Origin of the sequence: Qipengyuania huizhouensis, assembly GCF_019711635.1 — a bacterium.
In the GTDB taxonomy this organism is placed as follows: domain Bacteria; phylum Pseudomonadota; class Alphaproteobacteria; order Sphingomonadales; family Sphingomonadaceae; genus Qipengyuania; species Qipengyuania huizhouensis.
On sequence record NZ_JAIGNT010000003.1, the window covers coordinates 138,731 to 156,754 of the forward strand.

21 protein-coding genes and 1 tRNA gene are annotated in these 18,024 nt (G+C 57.7%); 11 read left to right on the forward strand and 11 right to left on the reverse strand.

Going from position 1 to position 18,024, the window contains the following annotated elements; translation table 11 throughout:
• Positions 1–21 precede the first annotated feature (21 nt).
• Together K3180_RS04770 and K3180_RS04775 are read left to right on the forward strand one after the other, a co-directional pair.
• Positions 22–945, forward strand: coding sequence for a zinc-ribbon domain-containing protein (locus tag K3180_RS04770; protein WP_221538555.1), 924 nt, complete (start codon positions 22–24; stop codon positions 943–945).
• Between the two features lie 115 nt (positions 946–1,060).
• Positions 1,061–1,147 (forward strand) — tRNA-Leu (locus tag K3180_RS04775).
• A 192-nt stretch (positions 1,148–1,339) separates the two neighbouring features.
• Here the strand turns inward: K3180_RS04775 and K3180_RS04780 are convergent.
• From K3180_RS04780 to groES, 6 genes are all read right to left on the reverse strand, one after another.
• Positions 1,340–3,022, reverse strand: a complete 1,683-nt coding sequence (locus K3180_RS04780) for a recombinase family protein (RefSeq protein ID WP_221538556.1) — start codon at positions 3,020–3,022, stop codon at positions 1,340–1,342.
• On the reverse strand, positions 3,015–3,437 hold the full coding sequence (locus tag K3180_RS04785) for a DUF2924 domain-containing protein (RefSeq protein WP_221538558.1): 423 nt from the start codon (positions 3,435–3,437) through the stop codon (positions 3,015–3,017). Before K3180_RS04785 ends, K3180_RS04780 begins: the two co-directional genes overlap by 8 nt.
• On the reverse strand, positions 3,434–3,691 hold the full coding sequence (locus K3180_RS04790) for a DUF3489 domain-containing protein (protein WP_221538560.1): 258 nt from the start codon (positions 3,689–3,691) through the stop codon (positions 3,434–3,436). The genes K3180_RS04785 and K3180_RS04790 overlap by 4 nt, the downstream gene beginning before the upstream one ends.
• 1 nt (position 3,692) lies before the next feature.
• Positions 3,693–3,884 (reverse strand): hypothetical protein, encoded by a 192-nt coding sequence (locus tag K3180_RS04795; RefSeq protein ID WP_221538562.1) that lies wholly within the window; start codon positions 3,882–3,884, stop codon positions 3,693–3,695.
• Between the two features lie 189 nt (positions 3,885–4,073).
• Positions 4,074–5,693, reverse strand: a complete 1,620-nt coding sequence (gene groL, locus K3180_RS04800; RefSeq protein WP_221538564.1) for a chaperonin GroEL — start codon at positions 5,691–5,693, stop codon at positions 4,074–4,076.
• 57 nt (positions 5,694–5,750) lie between these two features.
• Entirely contained in the window at positions 5,751–6,065 is a 315-nt protein-coding gene (groES, locus tag K3180_RS04805) for a co-chaperone GroES (protein ID WP_200981148.1), read from the reverse strand.
• Between the two features lie 263 nt (positions 6,066–6,328).
• On the opposite strand from groES, the gene K3180_RS12870 reads away from it, so the two are divergent.
• The 5 genes from K3180_RS12870 (at position 6,329) to K3180_RS04830 (ending at position 10,230) form a co-directional block, all read left to right on the forward strand.
• Complete coding sequence (locus K3180_RS12870; protein ID WP_247710332.1) at positions 6,329–6,562, forward strand: hypothetical protein; 234 nt, start codon at positions 6,329–6,331, stop codon at positions 6,560–6,562.
• Complete coding sequence (locus K3180_RS04815) at positions 6,559–6,828, forward strand: usg protein (protein ID WP_221538568.1); 270 nt, start codon at positions 6,559–6,561, stop codon at positions 6,826–6,828. The genes K3180_RS12870 and K3180_RS04815 overlap by 4 nt, the downstream gene beginning before the upstream one ends.
• A gap of 536 nt (positions 6,829–7,364) precedes the next feature.
• On the forward strand, positions 7,365–8,801 hold the full coding sequence (locus tag K3180_RS04820) for an ATPase domain-containing protein (RefSeq protein ID WP_221538569.1): 1,437 nt from the start codon (positions 7,365–7,367) through the stop codon (positions 8,799–8,801).
• On the forward strand, positions 8,798–9,835 hold the full coding sequence (locus K3180_RS12985) for a sensor histidine kinase (RefSeq protein ID WP_221538570.1): 1,038 nt from the start codon (positions 8,798–8,800) through the stop codon (positions 9,833–9,835). The genes K3180_RS04820 and K3180_RS12985 overlap by 4 nt, the downstream gene beginning before the upstream one ends.
• Before the next feature lie 26 nt (positions 9,836–9,861).
• The gene (locus K3180_RS04830) at positions 9,862–10,230 is read left to right on the forward strand and encodes a response regulator (protein ID WP_247710316.1); all 369 of its coding nucleotides are present in this window, start codon (positions 9,862–9,864) and stop codon (positions 10,228–10,230) included.
• Between the two features lie 156 nt (positions 10,231–10,386).
• Here K3180_RS04830 and K3180_RS04835 read toward each other — a convergent pair whose 3' ends face one another.
• Positions 10,387–11,544 (reverse strand): GGDEF domain-containing protein, encoded by a 1,158-nt coding sequence (locus tag K3180_RS04835; RefSeq protein ID WP_221538574.1) that lies wholly within the window; start codon positions 11,542–11,544, stop codon positions 10,387–10,389.
• Between the two features lie 539 nt (positions 11,545–12,083).
• Here K3180_RS04835 and K3180_RS04840 point away from each other — a divergent pair.
• Positions 12,084–12,776, forward strand: a complete 693-nt coding sequence (locus K3180_RS04840; protein ID WP_221538576.1) for a TrbI/VirB10 family protein — start codon at positions 12,084–12,086, stop codon at positions 12,774–12,776.
• Between the two features lie 46 nt (positions 12,777–12,822).
• Here K3180_RS04840 and K3180_RS04845 read toward each other — a convergent pair whose 3' ends face one another.
• Both K3180_RS04845 and K3180_RS04850 read right to left on the reverse strand, forming a co-directional pair.
• Entirely contained in the window at positions 12,823–13,074 is a 252-nt protein-coding gene (locus K3180_RS04845) for a hypothetical protein (protein WP_221538578.1), read from the reverse strand.
• Positions 13,074–14,321: a Y-family DNA polymerase gene (locus tag K3180_RS04850; RefSeq protein WP_221538579.1), complete on the reverse strand. Its 1,248-nt coding sequence runs from the start codon at positions 14,319–14,321 to the stop codon at positions 13,074–13,076. The genes K3180_RS04845 and K3180_RS04850 overlap by 1 nt, the downstream gene beginning before the upstream one ends.
• A 98-nt stretch (positions 14,322–14,419) precedes the next feature.
• On the opposite strand from K3180_RS04850, the gene K3180_RS04855 reads away from it, so the two are divergent.
• From K3180_RS04855 to K3180_RS04865, 3 genes are all read left to right on the forward strand, one after another.
• Positions 14,420–15,022 carry an SOS response-associated peptidase gene (locus K3180_RS04855; protein ID WP_221538581.1) on the forward strand — a complete coding sequence of 201 codons (603 nt, stop codon included), beginning with the start codon at positions 14,420–14,422 and terminating at the stop codon, positions 15,020–15,022.
• Positions 15,023–15,126: 104 nt separating this feature from the next.
• A complete protein-coding gene (locus K3180_RS04860) occupies positions 15,127–15,780 on the forward strand; it encodes an outer membrane protein (RefSeq protein WP_221538583.1) in 654 nt (217 codons plus the stop codon).
• A gap of 384 nt (positions 15,781–16,164) precedes the next feature.
• Positions 16,165–16,338: a hypothetical protein gene (locus K3180_RS04865; protein ID WP_221538585.1), complete on the forward strand. Its 174-nt coding sequence runs from the start codon at positions 16,165–16,167 to the stop codon at positions 16,336–16,338.
• A gap of 424 nt (positions 16,339–16,762) precedes the next feature.
• Here the strand turns inward: K3180_RS04865 and K3180_RS04870 are convergent, their stop codons facing one another.
• Together K3180_RS04870 and K3180_RS04875 are read right to left on the reverse strand one after the other, a co-directional pair.
• A complete protein-coding gene (locus K3180_RS04870; RefSeq protein WP_221538587.1) occupies positions 16,763–17,491 on the reverse strand; it encodes a PepSY domain-containing protein in 729 nt (242 codons plus the stop codon).
• 19 nt (positions 17,492–17,510) lie between these two features.
• Positions 17,511–18,017 (reverse strand): YybH family protein, encoded by a 507-nt coding sequence (locus K3180_RS04875; protein WP_221538589.1) that lies wholly within the window; start codon positions 18,015–18,017, stop codon positions 17,511–17,513.
• Positions 18,018–18,024: the final 7 nt, after the last annotated feature.

An 18,024-nucleotide genomic window follows, 5' to 3' on the forward strand; every position in this document is an offset into this window, starting at 1 on the left:
TCTATAGAGCCTCGACCCACCATGATTATTGCATGTCCGGCCTGCAGCACCCGCTATGTCGTGCCCGACAACGCTATCGGCGTCGATGGCCGGACGGTGCGCTGCGCGAAATGCAAACATTCGTGGTTCCAGGAAGGTGCGAGCGCGGAAGGTGTCGGGGCAAGCGAGCAAGCCGCTACTTCGGAGCCATCGGTTTCGCCATCTCGCGTGCCGGCAAGCCCCCCAACGCCTTCTGCCGGCGCGAACAAAGTCTCGCCGGAAGCCAGTCGCGAACCCGACGGAACGGCATACCCACGTCCGCAAGCTTCAACAGAAACAGGCGATGTCGCCTCTGCAGCAGAGGTGGCAGGGGCAGCCCATGCGCCGCGCGAACGGACGCCGGACTTCGACGAGACCCCGCCGCCTTCCTTCGTCGAAAAACCCAAGGACGAAACGCAGGGCGAACCGGATTTCGACGGTGAAGTGCACGAAGACGATCTGGTTTCGCGCTTCGACCGGTCGCCGCCTTTTGGGCCTCGTCGCAACACGCTCAAGCTTTGGACCTGGGCCGCAGCTATTTTCGCGCTGCTTGCGGCGGGGGCGATCTTTGCCATGTCGCGTTATGGCACGCCCGATTGGTGGCCGGTCGAAAAGCCACTGTTCGGGGAAGCGCAGCCTGATCTTTCGCTGTCATTCCCACCCGACGCACAGCGTTGGCGTGAACTCGAGAACAAGACCTGGATGTTCACCGCCCGGATCGAAGTGACCAACAATGCGCGCGAACCACGCCGCCTGCCACCGGTGCTGATCGTCATGCTCAACGAGCGCGAGGACCAGATATACAGCTGGGTGGTACAGCCGCCGCAACCGACATTGGCACCGGGCGAGTCGATTGCCATCGATGAGGCGCGCACCGATGTCCCACGCGGCGCGGTCTATGCCGATGTGGGCTGGGCGCCGCTCTAAGCGCGATCCCGAAAATAGGTGCTTGCCGCTCTGCAAAGGCGCTGCTAGGGGCGCGCTCCTACCGGCGGGAGCGGGTGGTCTCGTTCGCGAGATTCGTTCCCGATACAGACTGTGTGCGGTCGTGGCGGAACTGGTAGACGCGCAACGTTGAGGTCGTTGTGGCCGCAAGGCCGTGGAAGTTCGAGTCTTCTCGACCGCACCAAACAGTCCATATCTCCAAACCAAATTCCTCATGGAGGGTGAGCTGCCGCCAGGAATGGGGCAGTTCGGCGCCATTCGCGCACTGTGGATCGTTGGGCTGCAGTCAGAGACCGGAGCCATTGATCAGCTTTAGACGCAAAAAAGGGCGCCAGTCTCAGGCGCCCGGTATTCTGACTGCAATCGGAGTCGCGGCTTATATGATCCCTAGGAACTTGCGTTGCGCGGCCCAGTCGTTGGGCAGAGGGTTTCTCGTGAGCGTCTTGGCGCTGAGCGATGATGGCTGTCGCCCCTCGACGATCGACTGAACGATATCCGGAGCGAGGCAAGAGATGCGGAGAAGATTGCCAAGCCGCGTTCGGCAGCGACCATTCACTTCCGCAATGCTGGCGATTGATAGATTGGGGTTTTCCTCGATCAGTTTGCGAGCCGCCAGTGCATCGGCGATAAGCGCAATAAGCTTCGGGTCACGCTGCACTGGCTTGTTGCGCGCGGTGTTTTCGCCAGGAACAATCAGGCGAAGCTGATGTCCGCGCCTGACCTTGACCGCTGGGATGCAGATGGAGATCGGCGTTGGCTCGCTCGTGGATTCAGGCAAGTTAAGCGCATCCATCAAGCCAGCTTTGATGAGTTGGACAGTGATATCGGTTTCAGCCAGATCGACGCGATCAACCAGAGCGTCGATGAGGCCTGCCTTCTTGTCGCCGGTCCCGCTTCTCAGGTTTGCTGATAGCAAATCTGCTTTGGCCAGCGCCTGCTCCAGCGACCGCGCATCAAGCTCTTCTGATTGGCTTAGATTTTGAGGCAGAGCCAGCTCTGCGATCTCTTCCGCCAACCGGTCGCAGATCAGCCGTTCAAGATCATGCGCGTTGACCCGCCAAGCCGGACTACCATCCACCTCTTCAGGCCTCGTCACATAGTAGCGGTATCGCTTCTTGCCGCGCTGCGCATGGCTCGGAGTCATCGCGCGTGCCTCGCCATCGAACACCTTCCCTACCAGCAGGCTTGGATATTGATGCCGCTTGCGGCGCGATGACCCGCAAGCATTCTCCTTCAGTTTGAACTGTACCTGTTCCCACAGTTCCTCATCGACAATCGCCTCGTGCTCTCCGTCATAAGCCGTACCCTTATGAACGATCATGCCGCGATAGATGCGGTTAGAGAGCAGATGATAGAGTGTTCCGCGCCGGAAGATGCAGCCGCCCTTGTGCGGCCCGCTGGCGCGGCGCTGGACCTTCGTGCGGTATCCTTGAGCGTTCAGTTCTTCGGCCAGAGCCGGAACGCTGCCGAGCGCGAGATATCTCTGCATGATATGTCGGACCTGCTTGGCCTCAGCTTTGACTGGGATCAGCTTTCGGTCCTTCACCTCGTAGCCCAGCGGCACGGGGCCTCCCATCCACATGCCCTTCTTTTTCGATGCTGCGATTTTGTCCCTGATCCGCTCGCCGGTCACCTCGCGCTCGAACTGCGCAAAGCTAAGCAGCATGTTGAGGGTCAGCCGCCCCATGCTGGTGGTGGTGTTGAAGCTCTGGGTAATGCTCACAAAGCTGGCGCCTGCTGCATCCATCACCTCAACGATCTTTGAGAAGTCCGTAAGGCTGCGAGTGAGCCGATCGATCTTGTAGAGCAGCACGATATCGATCTGCCCTGCCTCAATGTCAGCCAGCAATCGCTTGAGACCGGGCCTTTCCATATCACCGCCAGAGTAGCCGCCATCATCGTAGCGGTCGTTGATCAGTACCCATCCTTCATGCTGCTGGCTCAGCGCATAGGCGGCGCAGGCCTCGTACTGCGCATCCAGCGAGTTGAACTCCTGCTCCAACCCATCTTCGGTCGATTTGCGGGTGTAGACCGCGCAGCGCAGTTTTTTGTCAGCCATTGCGATTCAGCCCGAAGAAGCGCGGTCCCGACCAGTGCGCGCCGGTGATATGCCGCGCGATCTCGCTCAGCGAGCGCCATGTTCGGTTATCGTATGCGAAACCTTCCTCCAGCACATCTACGCTGATCGTGCGTCCGTTCCACTCACGGATAAGTCTCGTTCCGGGTGTAAGTTTCGTGCGAGGCGGCGGGGAGACGCTGTCGGTACCTTGCTGCGCCACTCGCATCAGCTCGCGCATCACTAGCGCTGGCAGACCGCCATGTCGGCGCTCTTGCAACCGATGACCAAGCAATGGCCGCATCACCGAAGGCGGCACGCGCGGCGCCTTCCCTTCTCCCATCTGCTCCCAGCGGTCACGGAGCTGAGCGGCATTCATACTGGGCAGAGCGGCGAGATCGTTGGCAAGCCGAGTCATTTGGCTGCCCCGTCATTCGACGTTTCCGTGATCGAGTAGCGGCTGACACCTTCTACCAGCACTCTCTCGATCCCGTAGCCCTTTTGCTTCAGGCCCGTCAGAGCAGCGCGCACCGTATGCTTCTGCCAGCTGGTCGCCTCGATCATTTCTTCCAGGCTTGCGCCTTCCTTCCGTCCTAGCAAATCGATGACGCTTGATATTTTCGTTTTGCGCGCGGGTTTGGCTGGCTGCTTTTCTTTGGTTGCTGGTGCCATTTTAGTTCTCCGATAATCGAAGCGGCACGATGCCGCTACCACCATCGGAAGCCCCGAACTGCATCAAGCGTTGGGGCAGCAGCCGCTCATCGGTCATGACCAGGCAAAAACACCAATGCGTCGTTCCATGGAGAAGTCGAGCGGAATTCGAAGGATCAAACGAATGGCGGCTTTGCGCCCCCATTTCGGCCATTGGAGGCCAGCCTCGAATGACCTGAAAGCCGAAGGTCCGCTTTCAAGAAGCTGGAGCTGTCTATCCGACGTCTGAGTTGGGGTTGAACGCCAACCTTACCTTGCTCAGCAGGCACCCGAGCAGCACTGCCGCCAGGCGTGCGCGGGAGGATGGGAGAGCGCGGTGTGATACCGCGCTCTCCTCACCCCGTTAGAAGTCCATCGCCGGCATCGGTGCGGGCGTGTCTTCCTTGGGCAGTTCGGCCACCAGCGCCTCGGTGGTGATAAGCAGCGAGGCGACCGAAGCCGCATCCTGCAGCGCGGTGCGCACGACCTTTGCCGGATCGATGACACCCGACTTCACCAGGTCTTCATATTCGCCGGTCGCGGCGTTGAAGCCGTGATTGTAGTCGTCGCCTTCGAGCAGCTTGCCGACAATATAGGCACCGTCTTCACCCGCGTTCTCGGCGATCTGGCGAGCCGGCGCGCGCAGGGCGCGACGCACGATGTCGATACCGGACTGCTGATCATCATTGGCGGCCTTGAGGCCTTCGAGCGACTTAAGCGCCCGGAGCAGGGCGATACCGCCGCCCGGCAGAATGCCTTCCTCGACAGCCGCACGGGTCGCGTGCAGCGCATCGTCGACGCGGTCCTTGCGCTCCTTGACCTCGACCTCTGTCGCACCGCCGACGCGGATGACGGCCACGCCGCCAGCCAGCTTGGCCACGCGTTCCTGCAGCTTTTCGCGGTCGTAGTCGCTGGTCGCGGTCTCGATCTGGGCACGGATCTGGCTGACCCGGGCGTCGATGTCGGCCTTGTTGCCGGCACCATCGACGATGGTAGTGTGGTCCTTGTCGATGATGACCTTTTTGGCCCGGCCGAGCATGCCAATCGTGACGTTCTCGAGCTTCGTACCAAGTTCCTCGCTGACCACATTGCCGGCGGTAAGGATGGCAATATCCTCCAGCATGGCTTTGCGGCGATCGCCGAAGCCGGGTGCCTTAACTGCCGCGACCTTCAGGCCGCCACGCAGCTTGTTGACCACCAGGGTTGCCAGGGCTTCGCCTTCGACATCCTCCGCGATGATCAGCAACGGCTTGCCCGACTGCACGACCTGTTCGAGCAGCGGGATCAGCGCCTGCAGGTTCGACAGCTTCTTCTCATGGATGAGGATGTAGGGATCCTCGAGTTCCACCTTCAGCTTTTCGGCGTTGGTCACGAAGTAGGGCGAGAGATAGCCGCGATCGAACTGCATGCCCTCGACCGTTTCGAGCTCGGTTTCGAGGCTCTTGGCTTCCTCGACCGTGATCACGCCTTCGTTGCCGACTTTGTCCATGGCTTCGGCAAGGATGCGACCGACGGTTTCGTCGCCATTGGCGGAAATGGTCGCGACCTGTGCGATTTCGCTGTTCGCAGACACCTTCTTGGCATGGCTCTTGAGGTCCTTGACCACGGTGCCGACGGCGAGGTCGATACCGCGCTTCAGGTCCATCGGGTTCATGCCGGCAGCAACCGCCTTGGCACCTTCGCGCACGATGGCCTGGGCAAGAACGGTGGCGGTGGTGGTGCCGTCACCCGCCTTGTCGTTCTGCTTGCTGGCGACTTCGCGCAGCATCTGTGCGCCCATGTTTTCGAACTTGTCCTTGAGTTCGATTTCCTTGGCGACAGTGACGCCATCCTTGGTGATACGAGGGGCACCGAAGCTCTTCTCGATCACCACGTTGCGGCCCTTGGGGCCGAGAGTTACCTTGACCGCATTTGCAAGCGTATCCACGCCGCGGAGCATGCGATCACGCGCATCCGACGCAAATTTTACTTCCTTCGCAGCCATCTGGCCTGCTCCTTTCTATGCTTCTTTCGGTTGAACAGAAGTTTCAACGTATAGTGCTTACGCCGCCTTCTTGAGCTCGGCGGTGGTTTCGATGATGCCGAGGATGTCGCTCTCCTTCATGATGAGCAGGTCCTCGCCGTCGATCCGCACTTCGGTGCCGGACCACTTGCCGAACAGGATGCGGTCGCCCGCCTTGACGGCGAGTTCCACCAGCTTCCCGGCATCGTCACGCGCACCCGGGCCAACGGCGACGACTTCGCCTTCCATCGGCTTTTCCTTGGCAGTGTCAGGGATGATAATGCCGCCGGCCGTCTTTTCTTCGGCCTCGATACGGCGAACCAGCACGCGATCGTGCAAAGGTCGGAAATGCATGCATAACCTCCATTACAAAGCGAAATGACTTATAGCGCCTCCCCCGGATGATCGGCAGGAGGCATTTCGCGATCTAGTTTTGCTGGAAACGGCTTCAAGAGGTCCAAATCAAATTTTTTGGCACTCGCCGATTGCGACTGCCAATGGGCGCTTTCCGGAGGCCTTATCAGGGTCTTGACGGTCTGAAATCGACTCACAAAATACGTCGAGCGGAGCAATCCGCAGTGAGTGACCAGCGGCAAGGCAGAAAGGAGGATTTTCCTATGTCGCAACCATTCGCACGATATTTGCATCCATTCGATGTAGTGCATCATCCCTCGCTTGAGCCCGAAGTAAAGCGAGCCATCCTGGCTTCCTGGGTGTCCGATCGGCATACCGTCGAAAACCAGCCGGCGATGCGCCAGCCCCCCGAACTCAAAAGTCCGGTTTCCGTTGATGATGTTTTCGCGGCGCTGCGCTCGCTCGACGGCCCGGGCAGCCAGCCAACGCTGCAATGACCGATCGAGCTTTCCTAGTTCAACTGGAGGGGTACGGACTCACCACGGCAGAAATCTGCTATTTCATGCCGGATCACCCCTCGCTCGTGCAGATCTTTGCCTGGCAGGAATACGACGCAGCACCGGATTTTCCGGTGCTGTTCGATTTCCTTGCACATTGGCGACGCGAGATCGAAGCCGAAATAAGGTCAGTCCGTATCGCCCACGAGAAAATGATCCGACCGGCGGGTTGGCGTTCAGTAGATGGGGTGATTTCCTGGGAGTAGTACTGCCAGGCGATTGTGCTTGCAGGCCCGCATACATGCTAATGGAAGTGGACTGCTCACTAGTGAAATTTGGAAACATTCGGCCAATTGATAGGCAGCTTTTCGGTTATCTCCCACTGAAAGCTGCCAGTCGGTTTTCGGCCCCAAAGCAGTCAGATCGCTCTTGGCGATAGCAGCCGGTCAGCTAGGCGCCCTCAATTCGGTTGTTCGCCAGACAGTTTGCTCGTCCCAAAAGCTGATTTTCGTTCAGGTGGTATAGCAAAGCATTGCGGGACGTCGTTCGAGCAACATTTGCAAGTCTGGTGCACTCATCGAAAAGATAGATCCATGGTGCGAACGTAAGAAGCGGAGCGAACCGTTGCGACGCAGAGTCGGATATTGGAGGCCCTACCCTAGCCGACTGCTATTTAGCCAAAAATGGTGATTACCAACTGGCGCGGAGCAGATTTTCCGGGAAACTTTCTTCCCAAATCGAGATTCAGTCGTGGTCCCCGTATGATAACTGTGCCACCTGCGGGACATTGAGGAGAAAGTCGTTGGTTGGAAAGAATGACGATACGCGTGTCGCTACTGGCGTAACCGGTCTCGACGAAATCTTGCGTGGGGGCCTGCCGGAATCCAACCTGTATATGCTTCAAGGTGCACCCGGGGCTGGCAAAACGACTGCGGCACTTCAGTTCTTGCGCGCGGGAGTGGAAGCGGGCGACCGATGCATTTACGTAAGCCTGTCCCAGACTGCAGCCGAACTTGAGTCTATTGCGGTCTCACACGGCTGGACGCTTGACGGTATCCGCGTCGAGGAACTTTCATCTTCTGAAGCAATACATGCTGGTTCCGATCAAACCATATTCCAAACAACTGAATTACGTCTCGACGAAACACGCAATGTTATTGAACAAGCGATCAACGAGTACCGGCCCCATAGACTGGTTTATGACTCACTGCTCGAGATTCGCCTCATAACCGGTGATACTCCCCGGTTCAGGCGCGAACTTTTGGGATTCAAATCCTTTCTAGCTAAGCGAAACATTGTGGCGCTGTTGCTCGATACAAAGCGAGGCAGTGAAAGTGATGGCGCGGAAGTTGAGGGCATCGCCCACGGGGTTATCCGGATCGACAAGTCGCTAGACGACTATGGTCCGATCCGCCGCCGTATCGAAGTTAGTAAAATGCGCGGCGTGCCTGTGGCTGATGGCTACCATGACATGGCAATCCGCGAAGGGGACGGCGTCATTGTCTTCCCTCGTATCGTGCCGGGAGATGCCCGGGAAGTCCCGGCACCCGAGCTCATAAAGTCAGGGGTGGAGAAACTCGATGAAATGTTTGGCGGTGGTCAGGAGGCAGGGACCACCACGCTCGTGATTGGTCAAGCGGGAACCGGCAAATCAACCATGGCGTCGCTCTACGCGACTGCAGCACTGAAACGAGGGGAAAGCGTCGCCCTTTTCCTATTCGAAGAGAGGTTGGAGACGTTTTTTCGGCGCTCCGAAGGCCTTGGCATGGACCTCCGTCAATTCCATGACGACGGTCGCCTGATCATCCGAGACTTCAATCCCAATGAGATTTCCCCGGGTGAGTTTGCTCAGATCGTTCAGACCATCGTGCAGGAGGAGGAAACTAGAGTTGTCGTAATCGACAGTTTCACCGGTTATCTCAATTCCCTGCCACATCGTGACAAGGCGGTCAGGGATATCCAATCGCTGCTTAAATTTCTCGCTCGTTCGGGCGTTTTGACGATGCTGATCGTGGCACAGCACGGTCTCTTGGGTGAGAACGTTGACATCGATGTAGACGTAAGCTTCCTCGGCGATACTGTACTGCTTCTCCGCATAGAAGAAGACGAGGGTCGGTTGAGACGCAACATAACCGTGGTGAAAAAGCGGCACGGACCCCATGATCTCGATGTGCACGAACTCTTCATCAGCAGTTCGGGCATCTCTGTCGTTCCATACAATCCCTTGCCGGAGTCGTGACAGACGATGGCGCAGGGCTCTTTGACGAGCCGCTGGGTCATGTGCTTGTTGTAGCGCCCTACCGGCGCGATTCCAGTTATATAAGTCAATTGCTGGGTGAACAGCAGATCGACGTATCGATTGTCGACGACGCAAGCTTGGCGCAACATCTCGATTGGTCGACAAGCGTTCTAGTTGCAACGCATGAAGCGCTCTCGGATCACGTCATAGAGACTGTAGCGCAGCATCTGGAAGATCAGCCTGCCTGGTCGGAAATGCCAATCGTGGTACTTCTCGATAGGGCTTCACCCAGCGACCGGATACGAGGAGCATTGGGAGTATCGTGGCCGCGTTCCCGGCTTTTGTTCTATCAACGCCCCGTGAGCGCCATTGAACTCCTCAGCGGAATTCAATCGGCGCTTTTGATGCGCTCCCGGCAGCGAGAAGTCGGCAACTACGTCGAGCGCGAGGTCGAATTAAGACGAGAACTCAATCACCGCGTCAAAAACATCCTAGCTAGTGTGACGTCCATCTTCCAGATGACTATGCGTGGTTCAGAAAGTATTGATGAACTTAAGTCTGACTTCAGCGGTCGCTTGCGCGCCCTCACCGAAGTACATGGCGCTGTGTTCGAAGCAGCGACCAAACCCGTCCCGATCAGCGAAATCGTGGAGCTCACTTTCGCGCCTTATCGGGTTGAGAAGAGCGACCGAATTATCCTCAAGGGACCCGAGATCATGCTGACCCATGAGGCGGCGACGACGCTCGCATTGTGTCTGCACGAATTGGCGACAAACGCCATAAAGTATGGTGCATTGTCAGTACCAGACGGCGAGGTCCGTTTTGATTGGAATATAGCTGGCGACAATGTGATAATGCGCTGGGAGGAGAGTTCGGGGCCCCCGGTAAGAAAACCTGAAAAATCAGGCTACGGGACCGGTTACATTAAATCTGCTTTGTCGAGTCTGTTCGGCGTTCCACCGAAGATCGAATTCCAGAGTGAAGGACTGCGTCTAGAGATAACAGGACCGGTTGATCGCATCCGGAGAAACTAACGACACAAAGCTTCGTTGCATGCTTCATGCTAGAATCTACAAATAGGTCGCTCCGGGTGCTTTGTCTCGAAGATAACCCACTCATAGCCTTCCATCTTGAGCAGCTTATCGAAGACTTGGGTCATGTGCCCATGCTGACTCTCAGCAGTTTCAGCGAACTCAAGAAAGTCTCTGAGCTCTCTGCCGACTGTGCGCTCATTGATATCGATCTTGTAGATGGTCGGACTGGACCCGAAGCGGCGAAATGGCTCCGTGGGAAAGGAGTGCCATCCATATTTGTCACCGGACAAAGAGAGCTTGCCGAGGATTATGCGGACCGAGTGGTCGGTATTTTAAGTAAGCCTATCTCGCAGGAAGATTTGGAAGAAGCTTTGTCGATGATCAAACCGAATTAGTTGCAGACGAGCTTCAGGTTGCCCGTCGGTGACGATCGGCAGGATTCCCTTAGTACTCACTAGAGGTACAAAACAGACCGGCTTTCAGCTTCTGCTCGTCCCAAACTGGTTCCAAAGGCAGACTTCCCGCTTACGGCCCCAGAGCCGTCCGATCTTTCAGGCGGCCTTTTCCAGACCCGATCGGACCGATGAGCTCGTTTCCTCTCTACACACTTGGTTGCGCCCTCTCTTCTTGGCGCGATAAAGTGCCTTGTCTGCTTGTTGGAAAGCAGTCTTCATATTTTGTCCGCCCCCAAAACTCGCGACTCCGAAACTCGCGCTGAGTGCTGCTTCCTCGCCGATCGCAGGGTGACGGAATTGATGGAACTCCAATCGGATTGCTTCGGCAATGAGAGCGGCTTCTTCCTGAGGAGTATCGACTAAAAGAAGGGCAAATTCTTCCCCTCCCATACGACCCGCATAGTCGCCATAGAGCGTCAATATAAATGCAAAGGTTCGGATAACATCGTCTCCGACCTGGTGGCCGTGTACATCATTGACCGTCTTGAAGCGGTCAATGTCGCACATAACGACCGAGCCCGCTACCTCTTCAACCTGTTTAGCGACCTCATCGAACATTCGGCGATTGAGGAGGCCGGTCAGATCGTCGTGCTCTGCCCGATGTTTGTGTAACGCGATGACGTTTGCCACGATCTTTGCGACCAGCAGGATGGCCAGACCCGAGGTCAGTAAGCTGAGCGCATTGATGAAAATGCTTTCGAATATATCTACGTTCATCACCTGAAACGGGGTTGGTTCGCCGAGCAGAAGAGGAAACATTGGAGCGCGGATCGCAACACCGATCATCGAACAGAAACAGAGAAGCAATAGGGCGTTGTCGATCAGACTTCGGTAGCGCTGGCGCATCTGGATCCGGATTGCCTCGTAAAAGATGTAAACGCCAGCAAGCTGGAAAGGGATGCATTGATAGAAAATGGGCGCTCCCGCTGGGATCATTAGCAAAGAAAGACCTATCAAGCCGGCAAATACCCATAGCTGCCTACCATTCGCGATTTCGAGCTTGAGGCTTTGCCGGATGGCATTGCCCGCACAAAGATAGGCTAGGGGAACCAGTAAGCTTATGGCTGCAATCCCCGCGTCGGACTGAGCTGCATAGCGGAAGACGAGCGTCTCCGCTCCGACGCAGGCAAGTGTCGCAGCGAGCCAAGCCAACGCCGAGCCAGCTTTCAAAGCGATGTGAACAGCTACGCAGATGGCGGCTAGCGCGCTGAGTAAGCCGAACACGACTAGGTGGAGGTCCACCAGAATTTGCATCAATGCCCCCAGAATGCGGCCAAGAGTGCCGTCTAGATGAAAATGTTAAAGGCATTGTTTCTGCCAATCAAATCACAACAAGAAAGGCCAAGACCGCGGCGCCTTTGAGCTCTCGATACGCTTCGTGATTAGAGTAAACTGACGAAACAGTAACGTCCGCTTATGTCGAATTGCAGCTAAGAGCGGTCAGTCCGCTAGCGGCCCCAATTCTGCCAGGGGAATTCGGTGGGCATAGCCGAGATGCTATATGTCTGACGAGTTCGGTGAGGCTCGACAGCAGAAGCCTAGATAAATTCTCCAAATCTTACTGACTCGCTTCCTCGCTCCACCGATGCTTCGCCACAACGAGAATATAGCGCTCTGATACCAGTTCTTATCCAAGCACGCACTGGATCGTGCGCTCTCGATCCGGCGATCCTTCGATTGCCCATCTGATTTTGGAGCGTCCAAGGCGAATTGGCTGGATTTTTCCGGAGTTCTCTCGCACCTTCGGTGTGGCAATCGTTCCAAGGGGGGAGCGGTGCCATGAGGGGGAATTCATGTTTAAAGCCATTCTCGCGGCTTCGACCGCTCTCTTCGCCATGCCGCTTGCGGCTCAAGAGGCTCCGCTACCGGTTCAAGCCGTGCGAGCTCCGGAACAACCAGCCACGGTGCTTCCGGCAGGTACAGAAATCCCACTAGTGATGAGTCAGATGGTAACAACGAAAGGCCGCGGATGGGAGGAAGGTGACCAGTTCGGTTTGACTGTCGCTGCACCCGTTATGCTTGGTGAGTACGTTGTTATTCCGAAGGGCACCAAAGCCATTGGTCGCATCACCTGGCTGACCAGCCGTGGTGCATTTGGGAAATCAGGCAAAATGGACATCGAGCTTGAGTATCTCGAAATGGGCGGGCGCCGCATCGACATTGACGGAACATACCGCCAGGAAGGTGACGGGGCAACGCTGGCAACGGTCGGTGGAGTGATCCTTGCAGGCGTTTTTGCTGGTTTCATCACTGGCAAGAGCGGCGTCATCCCGCAAGGTCGTGAACTTACGGCAACTTTGGAGGACGATCTACCCGTTGCGCTTCCTGAAGGTGCCAGCCTCGCGCCTAAGCCAGTGACGGCGACGTTCATTCCTGGCAGTCCGGAAGCAAATGCTGCCGCAGCAGCCGATGCTACAGAAGAAGCTACTCCGGTTCGGCCTCCAGCTGAGATTCGGATCCGTACTTCTGATGATGACAGCGATTAGAGCCCACAACCGCTCTTTCCGGATGTAGCAACAACGCCGCGTGAATTCACGCCATACCGCCAACGAAAGCGCTGACCTTGTGGCTGCGAATGAGCGCCATCCTCATCCGGCCTTTGCACCCGAACACCCGGCACATGGCGCGGCGTTCGACCTCGTCTAGATACAGTTGATCCGCCTTGCGCGCCTCCAGTTCGGCTTTCACCAGGTAACGGGACTGCCCGCACTTCCGGCACAGAAGCTCGAGCCGGTCGTCATCGGCAAGGTCGCTCACGCGCAGCCTGGTCTTCCAGCCACTCATCACCAGAAATCCTCGGCTGCGGGGATGCGGGTGTAGCTGATCTTCCCGCCGATATTGTCGAGGTTCTTGCGCGGGATGAAGCCGAGGCTCGCTACCGTCTTGCCGTATTTGGCATTGAGGCGATCGACGGCCTCGTTGATCCGCTCCCATTTGAGCCGTTCGCAATCGTCCTCCAGCAGGAAATCGAGCTGGCGCACGTTCGCCGGCGACAGGTCGTAGAGATAGACCCCGACCTTGTAGGCAATCTCGCCCTTCCCGGTTTCGCTTTCGAGTTGCCGCCAGAGCGTGTTCAACCCTTCGAGCACCGCCTGGTCGTCATGCACAATGGGAAGACTGATGCTGCGCGCCCAGCGGCGATGCTTGAGCGAAAGGTGAAGGTTCAGGCCCGCCGCGTAGAAATACTCCCTCCTGAGCCGCCGGGCAGCCTTGATCAGCAGGAACCGGCAGACCTCCCGCGCTCGCGGCAGGGTGCGGCTGTCCGGTGGCAGGACACGCCCATGACCGAACATGCCGCGTTTCGATTCCGGCGCCCTGACATCGTAACCATGGAGCGCATACCAGAGCCGTTCGCCTGAGACATTGGACCACAGGCTGCGCATCTGCTTCGGACTGGTTCGATAGAGGTCTTCGACCGTGAAGATACCCGCCTTGGCGAGCCGCTGCTCCATGCGTGAACCAACGCCGGGGATATCCCCGAAGGCGGTAGCGAAAAGCGGGCCGGGCATGTCAGCCGGGTGCCAGACGGTCACCCCGTTCGGCTTGTCCATCTTGCAGGCGATCTTGGCCAGCTGGCGGTTGGCGGCAAAGCCTATCGAGCAGGTAATCTGGTCGCCGATATTCTCGCGAATGGTCGCCTTGATGCGCGCGGCGATGTCGTGCGGATCGCCGCGCTGGTCGGGATCAAGGTCGCAGGTGAGTTCGTCGATCGACTTGATGGCCGCAATCGGCACCACGCTTTCGATCTCGGACAGCAGCGCATTATGGGCGCGGCGATACATCGCGGGGGTTTGCGGAACCAGTATCAGGTCCGGGCAGATGCGCCGCGCCTCGCCGATGTCCATGACGTTGGACACGCCAAAGGCCTTGGCTTCTTTCGAACACGCAATGACCGTGCGGTTGCCGTCACCCTTGAAGGGGGTAACGCCTACAGGCCTGCCGCGAAGGTGCGGGTGGATTTGCTGTTCTACACTGGCGAAAAACCCGTCAAAATCGAGGTAGAGGCATTCGACAGTTTCTGGGCGGCGCATGGGACTTGGTTCCGAATCGGTGGCGAACCTTTAGCAGAACATAAGCGGAACACTATGGGAAGGTGATTTTGCATTCGCCGCGCAGTAGAAGATCAGAAATGTGCAATCTCTATCGACTGGACAAGAGCGCTGGCGAGGTCGCCGAATGGTTCGCCGCTCGCAACGATATGGCCGGGGCCAATCTCGGAAGCGAGGTCTATCCCGGCTACCCCGGTGCTGTGATAGCAGGCGGAAGAGTGCGCTCGATGATCTGGGGCTTCCCGCTCGTGCTCAAGAGCAAGAAGACCGGCAAGCCGCTGAAACCCAAGCCGGTCAACAATGCGCGCACCGACAAGCTCGACAGCTTCATGTGGCGCTATAGCTTCGAGGAGCGGCGCTGCCTGATCCCGCTGACCGCATGGGCCGAGGCGGAGGGACCGAAAGGCGCGATGACGCGGACCTGGCTGAGGCTGCCCGATAAGCCGATTTTTGCCGCTGCGGGGATCTGGCGCGGCAGCGAAGAATGGGGCGAATGCTATTCGATGGTGATGACCGATGCGGTGGGTGCGGCGTCGGTGGTTCACAGCCGAATGCCGGTTATACTGCGCGCTGGAGACTACGAGAGATGGCAGGTCGGCACGCCGGAAGAGGCGAGGTCGCTGTGTGTCGGATATTCGGGTGAGATTGCGGTCGAGCGTACGCAGGATAAGTGGCGGCGATAAAGGTGTCCGCTATTTTTCGGCACCGTCGCTTTCCTACAATTCCCGATGCGGACTTGCGTTTATTTGCCGCGAGCCTGCCCTGGCGGGTTCAACGGAGGGAAATCATGAAGAAGACTGCAATTCTCGCAGCACTTACCTGCGCCGCGATCGCCGCGCCTGCCGCTGCACAAGAGGTCAAAGCATTCGACGGACCGCGCGCCGAAGTTCTCGTAGGTTATGACCGTTTCGACGCGGGCATCGATGGCGAAGATTTCGACGGCAATTCCGAAGACATCTTCTACGGTGCGGCGGTTGGCTACGACTTCCAGAGCGTCGGTCTCGTCGTCGGTATCGAAGGCGAAATCGCAAGCTCCGGCAATGGCGCTGAAGAGACCTTCACCGATGGAGCGGACGAGCTGACTGTCAGCCTCGAGGACGGCGTGAACCTCTATGGCGGCGCCCGCATCGGCACGATGTTCGGGAACGGCTTGATCTATGCCAAGGCCGGTTTCGCCCACACCAATATCGATCTGGATGGCAGCGCCACTATCGACGGCGTCACCGAATCCGATAGCGCCGACATTTCCTTCAGCGGCCTGCGCTTCGGGGGTGGCTACGAATATTCCTTTGGCGCTGCCTACGGAAAGCTCGAGTACCGTTACACCAACTATTCAGACGGTGATGTCGAATACGACGGTGAGAGTATCGATCCCAATGCATTCGGCGAAATCGACCTGGAACGCCATCAGCTCGTTGTCGGCCTCGGTTACCGCTTCTAACCTTCACAGTGGGGAGGCGTAGCCTTCCCACTGTCTCATCATTGACCCTCATGCCAAGCTGCTTTCGGACGCAGTTTAATTTCCAGTATATCGGACAGTATTTGTCGTTCCGAACCAAGCAGACCGGCCGTCCCAATCGGGAGAAGTGCCGAAGAGAAACGGAGACGGCAACCTCATCTCGTAAGGCGCACTAGGCACTCTAGCTTCCGCATCTTCCCACGACGGGGGGCATCCATTGACAGAAGCGAGTTTGGGGCGGACCATGCTGTAGGGTGAAACACCGGAAAAACGAAATCAGTGGAACAGAAACTCAAGTCGCTTGCTTCGAAAGCACGAGACGTAGCCGTCTGCGCTGAAGCAGCCGCCGCTGGCGATGACTCTGCGATGAGTGATCTGCTTCAGGCCATGATGGCGTACCGCCAAGCGGCGGTAGCCTACCTCGCGCATCCCTCGGTGGGTGACTATGTCCGTTTCGATGCGGCGAAATACAAGGGTGAAACGCGAGAAGCGTTAGAGCGGATCGCCGAACTGATCGATCGACTAAACGATGCCCCCTGACGATTTTTGTAGGGGGTCGGAATAACTCATTCACCGCCTACGCAAAGGCGTCTAATCTTAGTCCGCGATGATCGAAGCGGAAGAGCGCTTCATCGCACCACACCGGTTCACGAGGGCGGGCGAACCGTAGCCTGACTGGTCATTCGAATGGGCGGAGAAAACACGTTAGGACTGCCAGCGTCTAACGGTTGGCGGTGAAGGTGTGCGACGAGACGGAGGCATGGGGTCGAATCCATGAAAGATGCGCCACGCCGCACCGCAGGCCCGCTAATGGATAGGATCGGATGCGTCTAGGACTCATAGCAGAACAGTGTTCTTCTCGTGACCGCTTTGGGGCCGGAAGCGGACCGTCGGCTCTTGTACAAATAAACTAGCTAAGCAGACCGAAGAGTTTGGGTTCTAATGGTGTGCCGGACGCAGCGAATTACGCTCGCCTTGCGCGGGGACGACGTAGTTTGGGAAAGCGGTTGGCAAGAAGCACGAAGCCGGAGACAGCAATGACGGTCCCGCCAATGCCGAACAATAGCAACCACCAGCTATTGATCCGATGCCTCTCGTTCCAATCCATGATGTGGAGCCCCCATATGAAATCGAAGAAGCGCCATGTGTCGCTTCTCGCAGCCAGTAGGGCGCCATTGGACGCGTCGATATAGAGACGCGTTGCATCCGGGTCACCGAATTGCACCTGCCACGCCGGGAAAGGACCGCTGAATTCGGTGCCGACTGGCTTCGCAACCGAAGTGGTCCCCTTGATGGTAGCCTTGGGCCCAGACCAGGCATTCAAGGCAATTGCCTCTGCAGTCTCGCGCGGTAGGGGCGAGAGGAGCCGTCCGGTGGAAGGGTCATGAAGGCTTGTGGTGCCGTCCGAACGGCGCAGCTCCACCATCGGTCTAGCGTTGATCATTTTAGTCGTGACCGAGACCAGATCTCCGCCATTTGACGCCCATGCGGGCAGTGCCGCGTTAGTGCTTAATGGCGCAGGCTCGCGCGAGATGACGTGCTCGGAGCGGACGTGCTCAATCTTCAGATAAGACATGAGTGTGCCGGTGGCCATCCACAACAGAGCTTGCACGCCTACGAAGACGGCCAGCCATTTGTGGACTTTGCTACCGAAGATATGCAGCCGAAGCTTACGCGACCGTTGAATTGCCATCTTAAAATCGACTGCCTGATCAGTTCGGACGCGGGGCGCGGGACGAGGAGTGATACTGGGCGATTTTCCATGCGCTGTGCCCGTGAGTCAGGACGGACGTGGCGACCCCGTCTCGCTCGATCACGCGGCCGTCCTTAAGGGCAATCCGGTATCGATAGGTTTCATGGCCTAACGCTACATGGCCGACCATCCGGACATTCACCGTCGGATTTGTGAAAGTGAACTCGGTGATCTCGCCCAGTTCGGGGCCGAGATGATGCTCCATGTACTGCGCAAAGGAGCCTTCAGCTTTGCCGTTCTCAAACACCATGGAATCGTCTGCGAACAGCGCTCTCATGGCGGCCTCGTCTCGCGCGACCAAGGCGTCTCGGTAGGCGACGAGCGTTGCTTGCGCATCTTGCTCGAGCGCGTCCTGGACATCGCCGTGTGTGTCGTGTGCCGAATGATCGGAGTGCTGAGCTTGAGCCGCAACAGGCACTACAGCGAGTGCGGCTGCAGCCGAAGCCGCAAAATATACAAACTTCATTGTAGTC

Bases quoted from the DNA above. Each gene is read 5' to 3' on its own strand.
- K3180_RS04780 (WP_221538556.1), bottom strand. From the start codon at position 3,022: ATGGCTGACAAAAAACTGCGCTGCGCGGTCTACACCCGCAAATCGACC.
- K3180_RS04770 (WP_221538555.1), top strand. From the start codon at position 22: ATGATTATTGCATGTCCGGCCTGCAGCACCCGCTATGTCGTGCCCGAC.
- groES (WP_200981148.1), bottom strand. From the start codon at position 6,065: ATGCATTTCCGACCTTTGCACGATCGCGTGCTGGTTCGCCGTATCGAG.
- K3180_RS04835 (WP_221538574.1), bottom strand. From the start codon at position 11,544: ATGCAAATTCTGGTGGACCTCCACCTAGTCGTGTTCGGCTTACTCAGC.
- K3180_RS04850 (WP_221538579.1), bottom strand. From the start codon at position 14,321: ATGCGCCGCCCAGAAACTGTCGAATGCCTCTACCTCGATTTTGACGGG.
- K3180_RS04795 (WP_221538562.1), bottom strand. From the start codon at position 3,884: ATGGCCGAAATGGGGGCGCAAAGCCGCCATTCGTTTGATCCTTCGAAT.
- K3180_RS04790 (WP_221538560.1), bottom strand. From the start codon at position 3,691: ATGGCACCAGCAACCAAAGAAAAGCAGCCAGCCAAACCCGCGCGCAAA.
- K3180_RS12870 (WP_247710332.1), top strand. From the start codon at position 6,329: ATGTCGCAACCATTCGCACGATATTTGCATCCATTCGATGTAGTGCAT.
- K3180_RS04845 (WP_221538578.1), bottom strand. From the start codon at position 13,074: ATGAGTGGCTGGAAGACCAGGCTGCGCGTGAGCGACCTTGCCGATGAC.
- K3180_RS04815 (WP_221538568.1), top strand. From the start codon at position 6,559: ATGACCGATCGAGCTTTCCTAGTTCAACTGGAGGGGTACGGACTCACC.
- K3180_RS04865 (WP_221538585.1), top strand. From the start codon at position 16,165: ATGAGTGATCTGCTTCAGGCCATGATGGCGTACCGCCAAGCGGCGGTA.
- K3180_RS04860 (WP_221538583.1), top strand. From the start codon at position 15,127: ATGAAGAAGACTGCAATTCTCGCAGCACTTACCTGCGCCGCGATCGCC.
- K3180_RS04830 (WP_247710316.1), top strand. From the start codon at position 9,862: ATGCTAGAATCTACAAATAGGTCGCTCCGGGTGCTTTGTCTCGAAGAT.
- K3180_RS04875 (WP_221538589.1), bottom strand. From the start codon at position 18,017: ATGAAGTTTGTATATTTTGCGGCTTCGGCTGCAGCCGCACTCGCTGTA.
- K3180_RS04870 (WP_221538587.1), bottom strand. From the start codon at position 17,491: ATGGCAATTCAACGGTCGCGTAAGCTTCGGCTGCATATCTTCGGTAGC.
- K3180_RS04785 (WP_221538558.1), bottom strand. From the start codon at position 3,437: ATGACTCGGCTTGCCAACGATCTCGCCGCTCTGCCCAGTATGAATGCC.
- K3180_RS04855 (WP_221538581.1), top strand. From the start codon at position 14,420: ATGTGCAATCTCTATCGACTGGACAAGAGCGCTGGCGAGGTCGCCGAA.
- groL (WP_221538564.1), bottom strand. From the start codon at position 5,693: ATGGCTGCGAAGGAAGTAAAATTTGCGTCGGATGCGCGTGATCGCATG.
- K3180_RS04840 (WP_221538576.1), top strand. From the start codon at position 12,084: ATGTTTAAAGCCATTCTCGCGGCTTCGACCGCTCTCTTCGCCATGCCG.